General features: G+C 59.7%; 10 protein-coding genes. 8 read left to right on the top strand and 2 right to left on the bottom strand.

The features are described from left to right. Positions 1 to 127 precede the first annotated feature (127 nt). Both pyrC and rnt read left to right on the top strand, forming a co-directional pair. Positions 128 to 1,174 carry a dihydroorotase gene (gene pyrC, locus D8779_RS00395; RefSeq protein WP_136662500.1) on the top strand — a complete coding sequence of 349 codons (1,047 nt, stop codon included), beginning with the start codon at positions 128 to 130 and terminating at the stop codon, positions 1,172 to 1,174. Continuing rightward, the gene (rnt, locus tag D8779_RS00400) at positions 1,171 to 1,845 is read left to right on the top strand and encodes a ribonuclease T (protein ID WP_136662501.1); all 675 of its coding nucleotides are present in this window, start codon (positions 1,171 to 1,173) and stop codon (positions 1,843 to 1,845) included. The genes pyrC and rnt overlap by 4 nt, the downstream gene beginning before the upstream one ends. Positions 1,846 to 2,089: 244 nt before the next feature. Here the strand turns inward: rnt and D8779_RS00405 are convergent, their stop codons facing one another. Then, positions 2,090 to 6,931 (bottom strand): NAD-glutamate dehydrogenase, encoded by a 4,842-nt coding sequence (locus tag D8779_RS00405; RefSeq protein WP_136662502.1) that lies wholly within the window; start codon positions 6,929 to 6,931, stop codon positions 2,090 to 2,092. Between the two features lie 174 nt (positions 6,932 to 7,105). Here D8779_RS00405 and D8779_RS00410 point away from each other — a divergent pair, with 174 nt between their 5' ends. Genes D8779_RS00410 through D8779_RS00435 form a run of 6 tightly spaced genes read left to right on the top strand, consistent with a single transcriptional unit; the run spans position 7,106 to position 13,924 of the window. After that, complete coding sequence (locus D8779_RS00410; protein ID WP_136662503.1) at positions 7,106 to 8,065, top strand: AAA family ATPase; 960 nt, start codon at positions 7,106 to 7,108, stop codon at positions 8,063 to 8,065. A gap of 5 nt (positions 8,066 to 8,070) precedes the next feature. After that, positions 8,071 to 9,012 (top strand): DUF58 domain-containing protein, encoded by a 942-nt coding sequence (locus tag D8779_RS00415; protein WP_136662504.1) that lies wholly within the window; start codon positions 8,071 to 8,073, stop codon positions 9,010 to 9,012. Further along, the gene (locus D8779_RS00420; protein WP_136662505.1) at positions 9,009 to 9,503 is read left to right on the top strand and encodes a DUF4381 domain-containing protein; all 495 of its coding nucleotides are present in this window, start codon (positions 9,009 to 9,011) and stop codon (positions 9,501 to 9,503) included. Before D8779_RS00415 ends, D8779_RS00420 begins: the two co-directional genes overlap by 4 nt. Then, the gene (locus D8779_RS00425) at positions 9,496 to 10,527 is read left to right on the top strand and encodes a vWA domain-containing protein (RefSeq protein ID WP_136662506.1); all 1,032 of its coding nucleotides are present in this window, start codon (positions 9,496 to 9,498) and stop codon (positions 10,525 to 10,527) included. Before D8779_RS00420 ends, D8779_RS00425 begins: the two co-directional genes overlap by 8 nt. Further along, on the top strand, positions 10,524 to 12,287 hold the full coding sequence (locus tag D8779_RS00430; protein ID WP_420875575.1) for a VWA domain-containing protein: 1,764 nt from the start codon (positions 10,524 to 10,526) through the stop codon (positions 12,285 to 12,287). Before D8779_RS00425 ends, D8779_RS00430 begins: the two co-directional genes overlap by 4 nt. Beyond that, positions 12,284 to 13,924: a BatD family protein gene (locus tag D8779_RS00435; RefSeq protein ID WP_136662507.1), complete on the top strand. Its 1,641-nt coding sequence runs from the start codon at positions 12,284 to 12,286 to the stop codon at positions 13,922 to 13,924. Before D8779_RS00430 ends, D8779_RS00435 begins: the two co-directional genes overlap by 4 nt. Before the next feature lie 333 nt (positions 13,925 to 14,257). Here the strand turns inward: D8779_RS00435 and D8779_RS00440 are convergent, their stop codons facing one another. Beyond that, positions 14,258 to 16,612, bottom strand: coding sequence for an efflux RND transporter permease subunit (locus D8779_RS00440; protein ID WP_136662508.1), 2,355 nt, complete (start codon positions 16,610 to 16,612; stop codon positions 14,258 to 14,260). Between the last annotated feature and the right edge of the window lie 3 nt (positions 16,613 to 16,615).

Raw genomic sequence — 16,615 nt, forward strand, 5'->3', positions numbered from 1 at the left:
CGTATCGCCAGCGCACGTCGAGCCTGCAGCAGGTTTACCGCTTTACCGGTAAGCGCCGCTTTCAGCGTGCTGCAACGGGGCTTTTCCGGTAGCATTCTCGCCACGTTTTGCCCGCCTGGAAGCTTCCATGACTGACCGCCTTACCCTGCTGCGTCCCGACGACTGGCACATCCACCTGCGTGACGGTGGCGTACTGCCGCACACCGTCGCCGATGTAGCCCGTACCTTCGGCCGCGCCATCATCATGCCCAACCTGGTGCCGCCCGTGCGCAATGCCAGTGAAGCCGACGCCTACCGTCAGCGTATTCTTAGCGCCCGCCCAGCCGGCAGTCGCTTTGAACCCCTGATGGTGCTGTACCTCACGGACTTGACCGAGCCGGACGCTATTCGCACCGCCAAGGCCTCAGGCTTCGTGCATGCAGCCAAGCTCTATCCGGCCGGCGCAACCACTAACTCTGATTCCGGCGTAACCAGCATCGACAAGATTTTTCCGGTGCTTGAAACCATGGCCGAAGTGGGCATGCCGTTGCTGGTGCATGGCGAAGTAACGCGCAACGAGGTCGATATATTCGACCGCGAGAAAGTCTTTATCGGCGAGCATTTAAGCCGTGTGGTCGAGCGCTTTCCAACCCTGAAAGTGGTCTTCGAGCACATCACCACCCGCGATGCGGTGGAGTTCGTGCAAAGCGCCTCGGCCAACGTTGGCGCGACCATCACCGCCCACCATCTGCTGTACAACCGCAACCACATGCTGGTTGGCGGCATTCGCCCGCACCTCTTTTGCTTACCAGTCCTCAAGCGCAATACCCATCAGGACGCGCTGCTGGATGCGGCCACCAGCGGCAACGCCAAGTTCTTCCTCGGTACAGACTCGGCACCGCACGCCAAGCACGCCAAGGAAGCAGCCTGCGGCTGCGCCGGCTGTTACACCGCCTATGCCGCCATCGAGCTGTATGCCGAAGCCTTCGAGCAGCGCAACGCGCTGGACAAACTAGAAGCCTTCGCCAGCCTCAACGGCCCGGACTTCTACGGCCTGCCGCGCAACAGCGACAGCATCACCCTGGTGCGTGAAGACTGGACCGCACCGGCCAGCTTGCCGCTGGGCGATCAAACCGTTATCCCGCTGCGCGCCGGTGAAACCCTGCGCTGGCGTCTGCTGGAGAAGCACGCGTGAGTGAAGACCTGTACGACGACGAATCTGAGGGCAACAGCCATTCTGGCCCACGCCACCCGATGGCCGCGCGTTTTCGTGGCTACCTGCCGGTAGTCGTGGATGTGGAAACCGGTGGCTTCAATAGCGCTACCGACGCGCTGCTGGAAATTGCTGCCACCACCATCGGCATGGACGAAGGTGGTTTCCTCTATCCGGAGCACACCCAGTTCTTCCGTGTCGAGCCGTTCGTAGGTGCGAATATCGAGCAAGCGGCGCTGGATTTTACCGGCATCAAGCTCGATCACCCCTTGCGCATGGCCGTTACTGAGGAGCACGCGCTGACGGAGATTTTCCGTGGTCTGCGCAAATCACTAAAAGCCAACGGCTGCAAACGAGCAATCCTGGTCGGCCATAACAGCAGTTTCGACTTGGGCTTTCTCAATGCGGCCGTGGTGCGTACTGGCATCAAGCGCAACCCGTTCCATCCCTTCTCCAGTTTTGATACCGCGACCCTGGCCGGCCTCGCCTATGGCCAGACCGTGTTAGCCAAAGCTTGCCAGGCCGCCGGGATCGATTTCGATGGCAAAGAAGCCCACTCGGCCCGTTACGACACTGAAAAGACTGCCGAGCTGTTCTGCGGCATCGTCAATCGGTGGAAAGAGATGGGCGGCTGGATGGACTTCGACGACTAGGGTTAGGGCAGTCAACGATCTGCTGCGCGTCCGCCCTGCTACGTTAAAAACAGACGAGTAATGCTCATGTACAAAAGTACACTCCGCTTACTCGCCTGCCTTTGCCTTGCAGGACTGTAGCTCGCAAGATCTAGAGCAGTTGTGTCTATGCTGACGCCAGACATGAGCCAATAAAAAGCCCCGCACTAAGCGGGGCTTTTTATTGGCTCATAAACCGCGCAGGCCAAAGCCTGCGCGTTTACCCTTATGCGCTTTGCGCCAGGTCCATCAGCTCACGGTTAGCCACGGCGTACATGGCGTAATCGGTTGCTGTGGCGGCGCGCAGCTCACCGAGCATGAGCTTCCAGCGATCCACCAAACGACGGTGCTGATCCAGCCACACGCCGACACGCTCCTCGATATCCGCAGGACCTTCGGCCATCTGCAACACCGACACCGTGATGGCGCGCTGCTGCCAATCCAAGTCATCGCGGAAGGCTTCACGGGCCAGCGCTTGCCAGTTGTTTTCCACCGGCAGGCTGGTGATCTGCTGCAGATACCAGGACAACTCCAGGGAGCCGCCAATGGCAAAGTACGCCGCCGCCACCCGGTCAGGCTCTTGGGCGGTGACGTCCGACGCCTCGATGATCGGCAGCAAGGTGTACAGATGGCTGGTGCCTGCAACAACACGGGCCAGTACCTCCGGCACGCCGGCTTCGACATAGGCCTGGAAGCGTGCCAACCATTGTTCACGGGCCGGGCCTTCGAGCAGCTCGTCCAGACGCAGGGCCAGCGCTTCAACACGCGGCGCAAAATGCGCCACATCGCGCGCTGCATCAAGGTCACTACGGCGGTTGCGCAAGAACCAGCGAGTAGCCCGACGGCCCAGGCGCATCAACTCATCCATCAGATGCAGTTGCAGCTCTGCTGGCACCTGGTAATCCAGCGCTTCGATCTGCTGCCACCAGTGCGGCAAACGGAACAGGTCACGCACAATCACATAAGCCCCAGCGACATTCGCCGCGCTCATGCCCGTGGATTCCTTCAGGCGCTGCACAAAGGTGATGCCCATGTGGTTGACCAGATCATTGGCGATCTGCGTGCTGACAATTTCACGCTTGAGGCGGTGACGACGCATCTGTTCGCCGAACTTCGTCGCCAGCAGCGGCGGGAAGGCCGTTTCCATTTCACGCGCCAGGTACTCATCATCGGGCACCTGCGATTTGAGCAAGGATTCTTTCAAGTCGATCTTGCTATAGGAAATCAGCACTGCCAGCTCAGGCCGGGTTAAACCCTGCCCTTTGGCTGCCCGTTCATTGAGCTCGTCATCGGTGGGCAAGAATTCCAAACCGCGATCCAGCTTGCCAGCCGCTTCCAACGCCGACATCAGACGTTTGTACTCACCCACCCGCTCGCGGGCACGGCGCTCGGCCAGCGACAGCGCCTGGGTTTGCTTGTAGTTGTTGCCCAACACCAAGCCGCCGACCGCATCGGTCATTTCCACCAGCAGCTTGTTGCGCTGCTTGCCGGTCATGTCGCCAGCGCTGACGATTTCACCGAGCAGAATCTTGATATTCACTTCGTGGTCAGAACAGTCCACGCCACCCGCGTTATCGATAAAGTCGGTGTTGCTCTTGCCACCATTGAGGCCGTACTCGACGCGGCCCAGCTGGGTCATGCCGAGGTTACCGCCCTCACCTACCACCTTGGCGCGCAGTTCGCGGCCGTCGACCCGCAGAATATCGTTGGCTTTATCGCCGGCATCGGCATGGCTTTCTTTGCTGGATTTGACGTAAGTGCCGATACCGCCGTTCCACAGTAAATCCACCGGCGCCTTGAGCAAGGCATTGAGCAGCTCGGTCGGCGCCAGCTTGTCAGCACTGATATCGAAACGCTCTTTCATCTGCGGGCTGATGGCGATGCTTTTGGCGCTGCGCAGGAAGATCCCGCCGCCAGCTGAGATCAGCTTAGCGTCATAGTCAGCCCAGCTTGAACGCGGTAAATCGAACAGCCGCTGACGCTCGACAAAGCTCTTGGCAGCGTCCGGCGTCGGGTCGATAAAAATGTGCATGTGGTTAAACGCGGCGACCAACTGCAAGCTCTTGGACAGCAATAGGCCGTTACCGAATACGTCACCGGCCATGTCGCCGATACCAATCACCGTCACGTCATCTTTTTGTACGTCGATGCCGCGCTCACGGAAATGCCGCTGCACCGAGACCCAGCCGCCTTTGGCCGTGATGCCCATGCCTTTATGGTCGTAACCGGCCGAGCCACCCGAAGCAAAGGCATCGTCCAACCAGAAGCCATAATCAGCAGCAATGCCATTGGCAATGTCGGAGAAGGTTGCAGTGCCTTTGTCGGCAGCCACCACCAGATACGGGTCATCACCGTCGTGACGCACCACGCTTGGCGGCGGCACCACGGCACCTTCTTTAAGGTTATCGGTGATATCCAGCAGACCGCTGATAAAGATGCGGTAGCAGGCAATGCCTTCAGCCAGCACCTCATCGCGCGAACCGCCGAGCGGCAAGCGGCGTGGGATAAAGCCGCCCTTGGCGCCCATCGGCACAATCACCGCGTTTTTCACCTGTTGCGCTTTGACCAGGCCCAACACTTCGGTACGGAAGTCTTCCTCGCGGTCCGACCAACGCAGACCGCCACGGGCAACATCGCCAAAGCGCAGGTGCACGCCTTCAACCCGCGGTGAATAGACGAAGATTTCAAACTTCGGCGTCGGCCGCGGAATGTCCGGAATCGCCCGCGGGTTGAGTTTGAAGCTGAAGTAACTCTTCGGTGCGCCACTGGCATCGGCCTGGTAGAAGTTAGTGCGCAGAGTGGCTTTGATCAGGTCGAGGTAGCGACGCAGGATACGGTCTTCGTTGAGCACGGCGACGTTGTCCAGCGCCGAAAGAATCGCTTGCTCAAGTTTCTGCTGTTTATCTTCCAGGTCATCAGCGGTGAGCTTACGCGCTAGATAGAAACGCGTCTTGAACAGGCGCACCAGTTCCTTGGCGATGTCGGCGTGGTTGACCAGGGTGCTGGCGATATAGCTCAAGTCAAAACCCAGGCGAATCTGCTTGAGGTAGCGCGCGTAGGCACGCAGCAATGCCACATCGCGCCACGGCATGGCCGCCATCAATACCAGGCGGTTGAAACCGTCATTCTCTGCCGCGCTGCCGACGATATTGACGAAGGCGTCCTGCAGAGTGTCGTTGAGCTGCTGAATGTCGACATTCAGACCTTCAGCGTAAGTAAAGGCAAAGTCGTGAATCCAGAACTCACGGCCATCGGCGCGTCGCAGCTTGTATGGGAACTCACCCAAAACGCGCAAGCCGAGGTTTTCCAGAATCGGCAGCACGTCCGACAACGGCAACGGCGTGTCCGCGTGATACAGCTTGCAATGCAATTGCTGCTCGCCCTGAGTCAGCGGCTGGTAGAAGCTCATCACCAACTGGCGCTTAGTATTCAGGCTGAGCAAGTGTTGCATGTCGACTACCGCCGAGTGCGGGGCAAAACGCTCACGGTAACCGGCGGGGAAACCAGCAGGAAACTCGCTCAGCACTTCGGTGCCTTGGGCCTCACCGAAGCTTTCCACCATTAAACTGGTGAAATCATCCTTCCACGAACGGCACGCCTGGATCACTTCTTTTTCCAGGCGTACGGGGTCGATCTGCACGCGATTTTTCGGGTCAACCTTGAGGATAAACTGCACCCGTGCCAGCACCGACTCCGAGAAGAACGTCCAGAACTCGCAATCGATACCCTGCAAACGATCCATCAGCACCTGCTGGATCTTCATGCGGGTTTCGGTGGAATAAACATCGCGCGGTACATAAGCCAGGCAGTAGCAGAAGCGCCCGTAAGGGTCGCGGCGCACGAACACGCGGATCTTGTTGCGTTCTTGGATCTGCACAATAGCCAGGGCAGTGCTGAACAGCTCGTCCACCGGGGTCTGAAACAAATCATCACGCGGCAAAACTTCCAGTACTTGGGCCAGCTCCTTGCCCAAGTGCGCACTGCTATCGAAGCCTGAGCGTTGCTCGATCACCGCCACCTTGCGGCGGATATAAGGAATGTTCCACACGCTTTCGGCATACACCGCTGAGGTGTACAGCCCCATGAAGCGGCATTCCTTGATGACATTGCCCTTGGCGTCCAGCTCGCGGATCGACACCAAATCTGGGTACGCCGGTCGGTGCACGCGGCTGGGTACGGCGGCCTTGGCGAAAGACAGCAGCTGTGTGCTACGCAGGTAACTAACAGCCTCGGCCTCGATATGCGTGTCATCGGCCTTCAGGCCTGTGCGCAGGCTTTTGGACAGGCCCAACAGGGACTTTTCGTCATAGACAATAGTGCCGCCATCGGCACTGTCGGCGACGGTGAACTCTTCATAACCGAGGAAGGTGAAGTGGTCATCGAGCAACCAGCTCATGAACACCTTGACCTCTTCCAGCTCGGCGCCTTCCACTTTGAGCTTGGCCTTATCCAGCCAGGCACGCAGTTCTTTGGCCTTGGCTTTCATGGGCTGGAAGTCCGCCACACTCAGGCGCACATCGCTGAACACTTCCTGCAGGGCTTTCTCTAGAACTTTCAGCTCACCAGCGCTGGAACAGCGGTCAATTTCCAGAAACATCAGCGCTTCTTGCTGCACATCAGCGCCCTGAGCACCTTTGCTCAAGATTTCCTGCAGTTCACCGTTCTTGTTGCGGCGCACACTGAACACGCTGTTCTGCAGGGTGTGAATGCTGTAACCGCGACGGTTCAGCTCCATGCGTACCGAGTCGACCAGAAACGGGATGTCGCTGTGCAAAATCTCCACAGCGGAGTGAGTGGACTGCCAGCCGTGTTTTTCGTAATCAGGGTTAAATACCCGCACTTCGGGTTTGGCCGCGTCAAAACGCTCCAACACCCGCCAGGACGACAAAGTGCAGCCGACCAGATCAGAGAGGCGCCGTTGGGTCAGCTCCTCAAGGGCGATAATGCCGAAGAATTGCTCGGCGAACAGGGCTACTTGTGGCAAAGCCTGTTCGCTGACGTGCTGCGCCAGCGCCGTTTGCAGGTGATGCTGAAAATCGGCTTTGCTGGCCGCCGTAAAGAACGCCATGGGTGTGCTCCGTTTGGCTGGTGATTCGACTCGGGGGCAGTCGCGAGAATGACCTTCGCCACAACCTTGTTGTTCAACGTTAGTCTAGGAGGCAGCGATTGCATTAAAGTGGCTGCCACTTAACTCTGGCGAGTCTCACGACCCGCTGGTCACATTTGCTGGATGAGCTTAACGATGGAACACCGTGAAGCGCTTGTCGCGCTGCGACATTTTCTTTCAAGTCAGATCCTTGGCCAGGAAAAACTCATCGAAAGGCTGCTGATTGCCTTGCTCGCCGATGGTCACATGCTGGTTGAGGGCGCACCTGGGCTCGCCAAGACCAAGGCGATCAAGGAACTGGCCGAAGGTATCGAGGCTGAGTTCCACCGTATTCAGTTCACCCCTGACCTGCTGCCAGCCGATATTACCGGCACTGAAATCTATCGCCCGGAAACCGGCAGCTTCGTATTTCAGCAGGGGCCGATCTTCCACAACTTGGTATTGGCGGACGAGATCAACCGTGCGCCGGCCAAGGTGCAATCCGCACTGCTTGAGGCCATGGCCGAGCGACAGGTCAGCGTCGGGCGCAGTACTTATCACCTGTCACCCTTGTTTCTGGTGATGGCCACGCAAAACCCGATTGAGCAGGAAGGCACCTACCCGCTGCCCGAAGCCCAGCTCGACCGCTTTCTGATGCACGTGAAGATCGGCTTCCCCGACGCCAGCGTGGAACGCAAGATCCTCGCCCAGGCCCGTGGTGAAGCGCTCAATGGCGAAACCAAGCCCGAGCAGCTGGTCAGCCAGCAAGCCATCTTCGCCGCACGCCAAGAGATTCTCGGCCTGTACATGGCTGATGCGGTGGAGGAGTACTTGGTGCAACTGGTGATGGCCTCGCGCACTCCGGCCAAGTTCGACCCGGAACTGGCCGAGTGGATCGCCTATGGCGCCAGCCCGCGCGGCTCGATTGCGCTGGATCGTTGCTCACGGGCGCATGCTTGGTTGGCTGGGCGTGATTTCGTCAGCCCCGAAGACATCCAGGCGGTGCTGTTCGACGTGCTGCGTCACCGCATCATTCTGTCGTTTGAGGCCGAAGCCGCTGGCATCGACCAGGACCGTGTGGTGCAGCGTATCCTCGACGTTGTGGCGGTCGCTTAAGCACCATGCATGATCAACCCACGCAACCCGGCATTCGCGTCAGCCTCGGTGAACTGATCGAGATGCGCCACCGTGTGCGTGAGGTTCAATTGTTTTCTACCCCCGCGCAGCGCAGCCCACTGATCGGCCTGCACCACTCCAAGCTGCGTGGACGCGGCGTGGACTTTGATCAAGTGCGGGTTTATCAGCCCGGTGACGATGTGCGCACCATCGATTGGCGCGTCACCGCGCGCACCCAGGAGCCGCACACCAAGTTGTTCCATGAAGAGCGCGAGCGACCGATCTACATCATGGTTGAGCAAAGCAAGCGGCTGTTCTTCGGCTCTGGGCTGATGTTCAAGTCGGTGCTCGCGGCCCAGGCTGCCAGCCTGATCGGCTGGGCCGCACTGGGCCATAACGACCGCATCGGCGGTCTGGTATTCGGCGACGTTGAGCACCACGAAGTCAAACCGCGGCGCAGCAAGCAAAGCCTGCTGCAGCTGCTCAGTCGTCTGGCCAAAGCCAACCAGGCACTGAGTTGCGACAGCCAAGGTGAACGCGACAGCTTCGGCCTGGCCTTGCGCCGTGCCCGCGAAGTGTTACGACCCGGTAGCCTGGTGGTGGTGCTGTGCGATGAGCGCACACTCAACGACAGCAGCGAACAACAGTTGCAACTGCTCGCTCGACACACCGACCTGCTGCTGCTGCCGCTTTCGGACCCCCTCGACCACGAACTGCCCAATGCCGGCCTGCTGCGTTTTACCGAGCGGGGCGCACAGCTGGAGCTGGACACCCAGGACGCCGAGCTGCGCCAGGCGTATCGCAACCTCGCCGATGCACGCCAGTCCCGCTGGCAGCGCCTGGCGCAGAAGCTCGGTGTGCCGCTGCTGGCCTTGAACACCCAGAGTGAAATGATTGAACAGTTACGCGAACATCTAAACGCCCAGCGCCCGAGGAAAACCCCGTGAACCCGCTGGATCAACTCGAACCTCTGATCGCCCCACCGGCCATCAGCTGGTGGCCGCCGGCGCCGGGCTGGTGGTTGCTCGCTCTGTTGTTGCCATTGCTGCTGTGGGGTGGCTTCACCTTGCTCAAACGCCTGCCGCGCAAAGCCACCGGCGCCGCGAACGATGCGCTACTCGACCCGCTGCGTCTGGCAGCACTGAACGAGCTTGAAAACTTGAGCAAGCCCTATAACGGTGTCGATGCCGGTCCTTGGCTGCAACAACTCAACGCCATCCTCAAACGCCTGTGTCGCGAGCGTTACCCGCAAAGCCACAGTCACGTGCTCAGCAGCCGTGCCTGGCTGGCCTTTCTCGACAGCCGCTGCCCAGCTGCCGGCCTGACCCGGTGGATGATTCTGGTCGAAGGGGCCTATCGGCCCCATTGCAACCTGGATGACAAAGCCATTGCCGGCCTCAACCAGGCAGTGTCGATCTGGATTCGCAAACATGTTTGAGTTTGCCTGGCCCTGGGTCTTTCTCCTCGCGCCCCTGCCCTGGTTGCTGCGAACCTGGTTGCCTGCAGCGGACAGCGGCGAGGCGGCGCTGAAAATCAGCTTTCTGGCGGAACTCGAAGGGCTAAGCGGGCGACGAGCGCGCGTACGCCTGCCAACCTTGCGCCAACAAGCGCCGTTTGCACTGGTTTGGTTATTGCTGCTGCTGGCCTGCGCCCGCCCGCAATGGCTCGGTGAACCGCTCCCCTTGCCCGCCAGCGGCCGCGACCTGTTGCTGGCCGTGGATGTGTCCGGCTCCATGGATTACGCAGACATGACTTGGGAAGACCAGGAAGTCAGCCGCCTGACCCTGGTCAAACATCTGCTCGGCGACTTTATCGACGGTCGCCAGGGTGACCGAGTCGGCCTTATTTTATTCGGCAGTCGCGCTTACCTGCAGTCACCGTTGACCTTTGACCGGCAGACCGTGCACACCTGGCTGGATGAGGCGCAAAAGAATATTGCCGGGCCCCAAACCGCCATCGGCGATGCCATTGGCCTGGCAGTCAAACGCCTGCGCGAACGCCCGGCGCAGAGCCGCGTGCTGGTACTGGTCACCGACGGCGCCAACAACGGTGGTGAAATCGAGCCGTTGACCGCCGCACGCTTGGCCGCCGAAGAAGGCATCACCATTTACCCTATCGGCATCGGTGCCGACCCCGAACAAGGCGGCGTGCTCGGCATGCTCGGCTTCAACCCCGGTATCGAACTGGACGAGCCGAGCCTGCGTGCAATTGCCGAAGCCACCGGCGGCGAATACTTCCGCGCCCGCGACAGCGAAGAGCTGCAAGCGATCGAAGCCACCCTCGACCGGCTGGAGCCGGTGGCGCAAAAACCAACCCTGGCGCGCCCAACCTTGCCACTGTATCCCTGGCCACTGGGCCTCGCGCTGCTGCTCAGCCTGTTACCCGCCGGCCAAACACTCTGGCCAACCCTGCAGCCACGCTGGCGCAACCCACTGACACGACGACAGGGGAAACAGCCATGAGCGACCTGGCGAACCTCTGGCCACACTGGCAGCGACCTTTCTGGTTGTTACTGATACCGCTGCTGGGTGTGCTGTTGTGGCAACTCTGGCACCGGGAAAAACGCGCCGGGCGCTGGCAGCTTTTGCTACCAGCGGCCTTCCAGGCAGCGCTATTGACCACCACACGCGGGCAGAACAGCCGCTTGCCCTGGCTGGCCCTGGGCCTAGCCTGGCTACTTGCTGTACTGGCGCTGCTGGGCCCAAGCTGGCAACGCATTGAACAGCACAACCCCAAACCGGCTGATCCGTTGGTGGTGATGCTGGAACTGACCTCTGACATGCTCGCCAGTGACGCCTCACCCAACCGTCTGGCACAGGCCAAGCGCAAGCTGCTCGACCTGTTAGACGCACGCCAGGATGCACAAACGGCCATCGTCGTGTATGCCGGCAGCGCGCACACCTTGGTGCCCCTGTCCGACGACCTGGCCACCAGTCGCAACCTGCTCGACGCGTTGAACCCGGGGATCATGCCCGAACCTGGCAAGCGCGCCGACCTGGCCGTAGCCAAAGCCCTGCAACTGCTCGAGCAGGGCGGCCAGGGCAACGGTCGCCTGCTGCTACTGACCAGCAGCCTGAGTGAAACGGAGCGTCAGGCCATCAGCCAAAACCTCGGCCGCCGTGGCGAACGCCTGCGTATTCTCGGCATCGGCAGCACCCAAGGTGCGCCGATCATTCAGGAAGACGGCTCATTCCTCAAGGACGCCCAAGGCACCATTCTGCTACCGCGCCTGGACAGCAATGGTATGAAGCGCTTTGCCAATGAGCTCGGCGGCCAGTATCAGGGCGTGACGCTGGACGAGCGTGACCTGCGCACCCTGGGTCTGCTGGATGCGCCACAGCAGCTGCGCCGCGATGGCGAGCTGACTCGCCTACAAGCCTGGGCCGACCAGAGCCACTGGCTGTTGCTGCCGCTGCTGTTACTCGCGGCCTGCGCGGCGCGGCGCGGCTGGCTGCTGTGTTTGCCGCTGCTACTACTGGGCTTGCCGCAAAACAGCTACGCCTTCAGTTTCGAAGACCTCTGGTTACGCGCCGATCAACAAGGCCAACGCCTGCTTGAGGCACAACAACCGGCAGAAGCTGCGCAACGTTTCAACGATCCGCGCTGGCAAGGTCAAGCCCTCTACCAAGCCGGAGATTACGCTGCGGCCGCCGAACGCTTCGGCAACGGCGAAAGCGCCAGCGACCACTACAACCGTGGCAACGCACTGGCGCAGAGTAATGAGTTGGAAGCGGCCATAGAGGCCTACACTCAGGCGCTCGAGATACAGCCTGAGCTGGCTCAGGCGCAAAAAAACAAAGCCCTAATCGAAGAGTTGCTACGCCAGAACCAGCAACAGCAGCAACAGCAGGACCAAAGCGATAGCGCGCAAGAACCGAATGAGCAGCAGAATCAGCCCAGCAGCCCGCCACAAGCCGGGCAGCCCGATCCAAAAGCCCAGCAGCAGACCGAGCAATCGCCGGCCAAGCCATCGGCGCCTGAAGACGAGGGTGAAAAGCCCACGCAACCCGGCGCCGACAAAGACGCGGAGCCATCGCTGTCGCAACCAGAAGAAGACGACAACAGCGGTGAAGAACAGGTCGCCAGCGCCGAGCCGGCCCTTGACGGCGAACGACGCCAGGCATTGGAACAATGGCTGCGGCAGATCCCTGACGATCCAGGCGAATTGCTGCGGCGTAAATTCAGGCTGGAACAACAACAGCGCCAGGAACAACTGCAATGAGTCGACTGCTCTGTACCCTTTTGCTTGGCCTGCTGGCCCTGAACGTCAGCGCGCAAAGCCTGACCGCCAGCGTCGACCGCACCCGCCTGGATGCCGGTGAGAGCGTTGAGCTGACCCTGGAATCGGATGACGCCACACTGTTTGGCAAGCCTGACCTGCTGCCGCTCAACGATCTGTTCGAGGTGCTCGGCACCCGCCAGGTCAATCGCCTGACCACCGGCAGCAATGGCGCCCAAGCCAGCACCCGCTGGATTGTCACCCTGCAACCCAAGCACAGCGGTTACGTGGTGATACCACCACTGAGCCTGGGCCAGCTACAAAGCGCGCCCATCACCCTGCACGTACAGCAGGGCAACAGCGCTGCTGACAGCCGCCTGGCTCCGGTGTTTATCGACGCCAGCCTGGATCAGGAGAGCGTCTATGTGCAGGCGCAAACCGTACTGACGCTGCGCATTTACCACTCTGTTTCGCTTTACGACGACAGCAGCCTGACCCCGCTGGATATGCCCCAGGCGCGGGTGGAGGCCCTGGGCGAACCACGTACTTACGAAAAAGACATCAATGGCGTGCGCCATGGTGTGATCGAGTTGCGCTATGCGATCTTCCCTCAGGAAAGTGGTGAGTTGCTGATCCCGGCACAAGCTTTTACCGCCACGGCGGTTGATCGCTCCAGCAGCAATGCCTATAACCCGTTCGGCCCACGACCCGGCAAGGTCGTGCGCGTCAGGTCCCCGGAAATCCCGCTGACAGTAAAAGCCAAGCCGGCCAGCTATCCAGCCGATGCACCCTGGCTGCCCGCGCAAGCGCTGACTCTAAGTGAGGTGTGGAGCCCTCAACCCGAAGATGCCCGCGTCGGTGACTCGCTGACCCGCAGCCTGCTACTCGAGGTGCAAGGTCTTGCCAGCGCACAGCTTCCGCCTTTGCCTGCAACCCAGGTCAGTGGCCTGCGTCGCTATCCCGACCAACCGCAATTAACCAATCAGGCCAGCGACAACGGCCTGATCGGCAGCCGTGAAGAACGCGAAGCCTTGGTGGCCAATCGCGAAGGTTTGATCGTTCTGCCTGCAGTCGAGGTGTTGTGGTGGAACACCAAGACCGACCAACTGGAACGCAGCAGCCTGCCAGCACGCGACCTGCAGGTAGCGGCCAATCCCGCGCTGGATACCCTACCCGTGGAAGCAGAGCGACCTGACTCCATCGCAATATCTACCTCAGCGCTGTGGCCCTGGCAGTTGAGCACTGGGCTACTGAGCCTGACCACCCTGCTCGGTTTCACTCTCTGGTGGCGTGCACGTCGTCAGCCTGCCGTAACGCCCAACCAGCAAACAGGCCCCAGCCCGCGTAACTTGCTCGACGACCTCAAGCGCAGTTGCTTGGCCAATGACTCGCAGGCCACCCGCCACGCGCTGGATGCCTGGGCCCGCCAGCAACCAGAAACCTTGGCCGACATGGCCGCGCGCTTTACTCCACTGTCGGAGGCGCTTGATGGCCTCAACGGCGCGCTCTACAGCGAAAGTGGCCAGCACTGGCAAGGTCGTAACCTCTGGCTGGCTATTCGCAGCCTGCCCGCCGTAGAAGACCTTGAGGGCAGCGCCAACATCGACACCAGCGCGCTGCCTCCGCTGTATCCGCGCTAAGAACAGCACCGGCAAGGCCTAGCAGACGCAAATCATGTGTACGCCCACGCTCACCAGGCGCATTGGCTTAACGCCAACAGGGTAAGCGTGCGGCACACACAGACGTGAACCTCAGCACCCAAGCGCAGCCTCACGCCTCATCAAACGGCAATAATCGGCATCACGCATGGCCGGCATAACGCCACATGCTGAATACGCCAATCCGCCCTAGCACTGCCTCAAGTGTGTATGCCTCAAGCGTGAACATGGACGCTCGGCCCACCACGGATAAACAGGCAATAAAAAACCGCGGCCCAGGGCCGCGGTTTTTAGTGTTGCGACTGCGTATTAGGCTCAGGCCTTGTTGCGCAACTTCTCTGGGTTGATCAGGAAGCGTGCCAGGGCAGGCAGCAGCCAGATCGCACCAATCATGTTCCACAGGAACATAAAGGTCAGCATCAAGCCCATATCAGCCTGGAACTTGATCGCCGAGAAGATCCACGTTGCCACGCCAATCGCCAAACAGATACCGGTAAACAGCACCGCTTTACCCGTCGACTTGAGGGTCTCGTAGTAGGCATCCTGCAACGACAGGCCCTGACGCAGGTAAGTCTCCAAACGGCTGTAGATATAAATGCCGTAGTCGACACCAATACCTACACCCAAGGCGATTACCGGCAGCGTGGCTACCTTCACACCGATACCCATATAGGCCATCAGGGCGTTACCCAACACCGAGGTCAGGACCAACGGCAAGATCACGCAGAGAGTGGCCGCCAGCGAACGGAAGGTCAGCAAGCACATGATGCTCACGGCCGCATACACCGCGATCAACATGGTGGTTTCAGACGCCGCGATCACCTCGTTGGTGGCCGCCTCAATGCCCGCATTACCGGCTGCAAGGATGAACTCCAAACCGTCCGTGTTGTTCTCTTTGGCAAAATCTTCAGCGACTTTAACCGCACGCGTTAGCGTTTCAGCTTTATGGTCGGAGAGGAAGATCAGCACCGGAGCAACCGAGCAATCACCGTTGTACAGACCATCGGCCCGGGCAATGGAGTTGTTCAGCATGTCCTGATTGCGCGACAGGGCTTCCCATTTCAGGTTGCCCTCGTTCATGCCTTTGATCACCTGACGCGAGACCGTGACCATGGAAATGGCCGACTGTACGCCTTCGGTGTTCTCCATCTTCCACATCAACTCATCCATGGCCGACAGAGTCGGATACGTCGAGCAGCCTTCTGCCGCTGTCTTGACCATGATCACCAGTACATCGGAGCTGGTGGAGTAATTTCGGATGACGAAATCGTTGTCCAGGTTGTAGCGCGAGTCCGGATGCAGCTCTGGCGCGCCTTGATCAAGGTCACCGATCTTCAGGTTCTGCCCGTACCAGACCCCACCCGCCAGCGCGACAATTGCCACAACCACGGAAATAGGAGCCACCATCGGGTGTGCGCAGTTGGAGATAAAGCGCCAGAACGGATGCTCTTTTTCAGCCTCTTCACGGCTGATCCTCACCGCCTTCTTGCTGATGCCGACGTAGGAAATCATCACGGGCAGCAGAATCAGGTTGGTCAGAATGATCACCGCCACACCCATGGATGCGCCGATAGCCAGCTCGCGGATCACACCGATGTCGATCAGCAACAAGGTGATAAAGCCCACCGCATCCGACAGCAGCGCCACCAAGCCTGGAATAAACAGCTGACGGAACGCCATACGTGCGGCTGACAACGAATCGGTCGCTTCACCCGAAGCCATGGCGATGCCGTTGATCTTTTGCACGCCGTGAGAAATACCAATGGCGAAGACCAGGAACGGCACCAGCATCGAGTAAGGGTCAAGTCCGAAACCGAGGGTATGCAGCAAACCCAACTGCCACACCACCGCAATCAACGTGGCAAGAACCACCGCCAAGGTGCTTTTGAAGCAGTGGGTGAACCACAGCAAGAGCACAAAGGTGATGCCGATTGCCACGGCAAAGAACAGCGCCACGCCAATCAAGCCATCAATCAGATCCCCGACTTTCTTAGCGAAACCGATGATGTGAATTTTAACGTTAGGGTTCTGCGCCTGGTACTTGTCGCGGATCTTCTCTTCAAGTTCATGGGAGAACTTCTGGTAATCGAGAGGGATCTGCTTACTCATGTCATTAGGGTCGGCATAGGTTTCCAGCAACGGCAAGTCGACGATGCTCGACTTGAAGTTGTTGGCGACCAATCGGCCAATTTGCCCGGACTTGAGAATGTTGCTGCGCAATTCTTCCAGGCTTTCAGAGGAACCGTCGTAGGTTTGCGGAATGACTTCGCCGCCGGCAAAACCTTCTTCAGTCACTTCGGTCCAGCGCACGCTGGGGCTCCACAGTGACTTCAGGCCTGAACGGTCAACACCCGGAATGTAGAAGGCCTCGTCATTGATCTGACGCAGCGTTTCCATGTACTCCTTGCTGAAGATGTCGCCATCTACCGCTTCCACCGAGATACGCACGGTGTTACCCAGGTTTGCCAGGTCATTGCGGTGCTCGAGCATCTTCTGGATATAGGGGTGCCCCAGCGGAATCATCTTCTCGAAGCTGGTCTGCGGACGCACTTGCGCCGCCTGGAAGAACAGAAACAGACTGATCAACAGGCACAGCAGAATCACAGCCGGACGATTATTGAAAATCAACCGTTCCAGAAAGGAGGCAGGTTGTTGTTGATGCTTACTCATGCA

Source organism: Pseudomonas leptonychotis (genome assembly GCF_004920405.1).
GTDB lineage: Bacteria > Pseudomonadota > Gammaproteobacteria > Pseudomonadales > Pseudomonadaceae > Aquipseudomonas > Aquipseudomonas leptonychotis.

What these genes read in the sequence shown, in the direction of transcription:
- D8779_RS00430 (WP_420875575.1), top strand. Translation starts at nt 10,524, where the DNA reads ATGAGCGACCTGGCGAACCTCTGGCCACACTGGCAGCGACCTTTCTGG.
- D8779_RS00425 (WP_136662506.1), top strand. Translation starts at nt 9,496, where the DNA reads ATGTTTGAGTTTGCCTGGCCCTGGGTCTTTCTCCTCGCGCCCCTGCCC.
- D8779_RS00405 (WP_136662502.1), bottom strand. Translation starts at nt 6,931, where the DNA reads ATGGCGTTCTTTACGGCGGCCAGCAAAGCCGATTTTCAGCATCACCTG.
- D8779_RS00415 (WP_136662504.1), top strand. Translation starts at nt 8,071, where the DNA reads ATGCATGATCAACCCACGCAACCCGGCATTCGCGTCAGCCTCGGTGAA.
- D8779_RS00440 (WP_136662508.1), bottom strand. Translation starts at nt 16,612, where the DNA reads ATGAGTAAGCATCAACAACAACCTGCCTCCTTTCTGGAACGGTTGATT.
- D8779_RS00410 (WP_136662503.1), top strand. Translation starts at nt 7,106, where the DNA reads ATGGAACACCGTGAAGCGCTTGTCGCGCTGCGACATTTTCTTTCAAGT.
- pyrC (WP_136662500.1), top strand. Translation starts at nt 128, where the DNA reads ATGACTGACCGCCTTACCCTGCTGCGTCCCGACGACTGGCACATCCAC.
- D8779_RS00435 (WP_136662507.1), top strand. Translation starts at nt 12,284, where the DNA reads ATGAGTCGACTGCTCTGTACCCTTTTGCTTGGCCTGCTGGCCCTGAAC.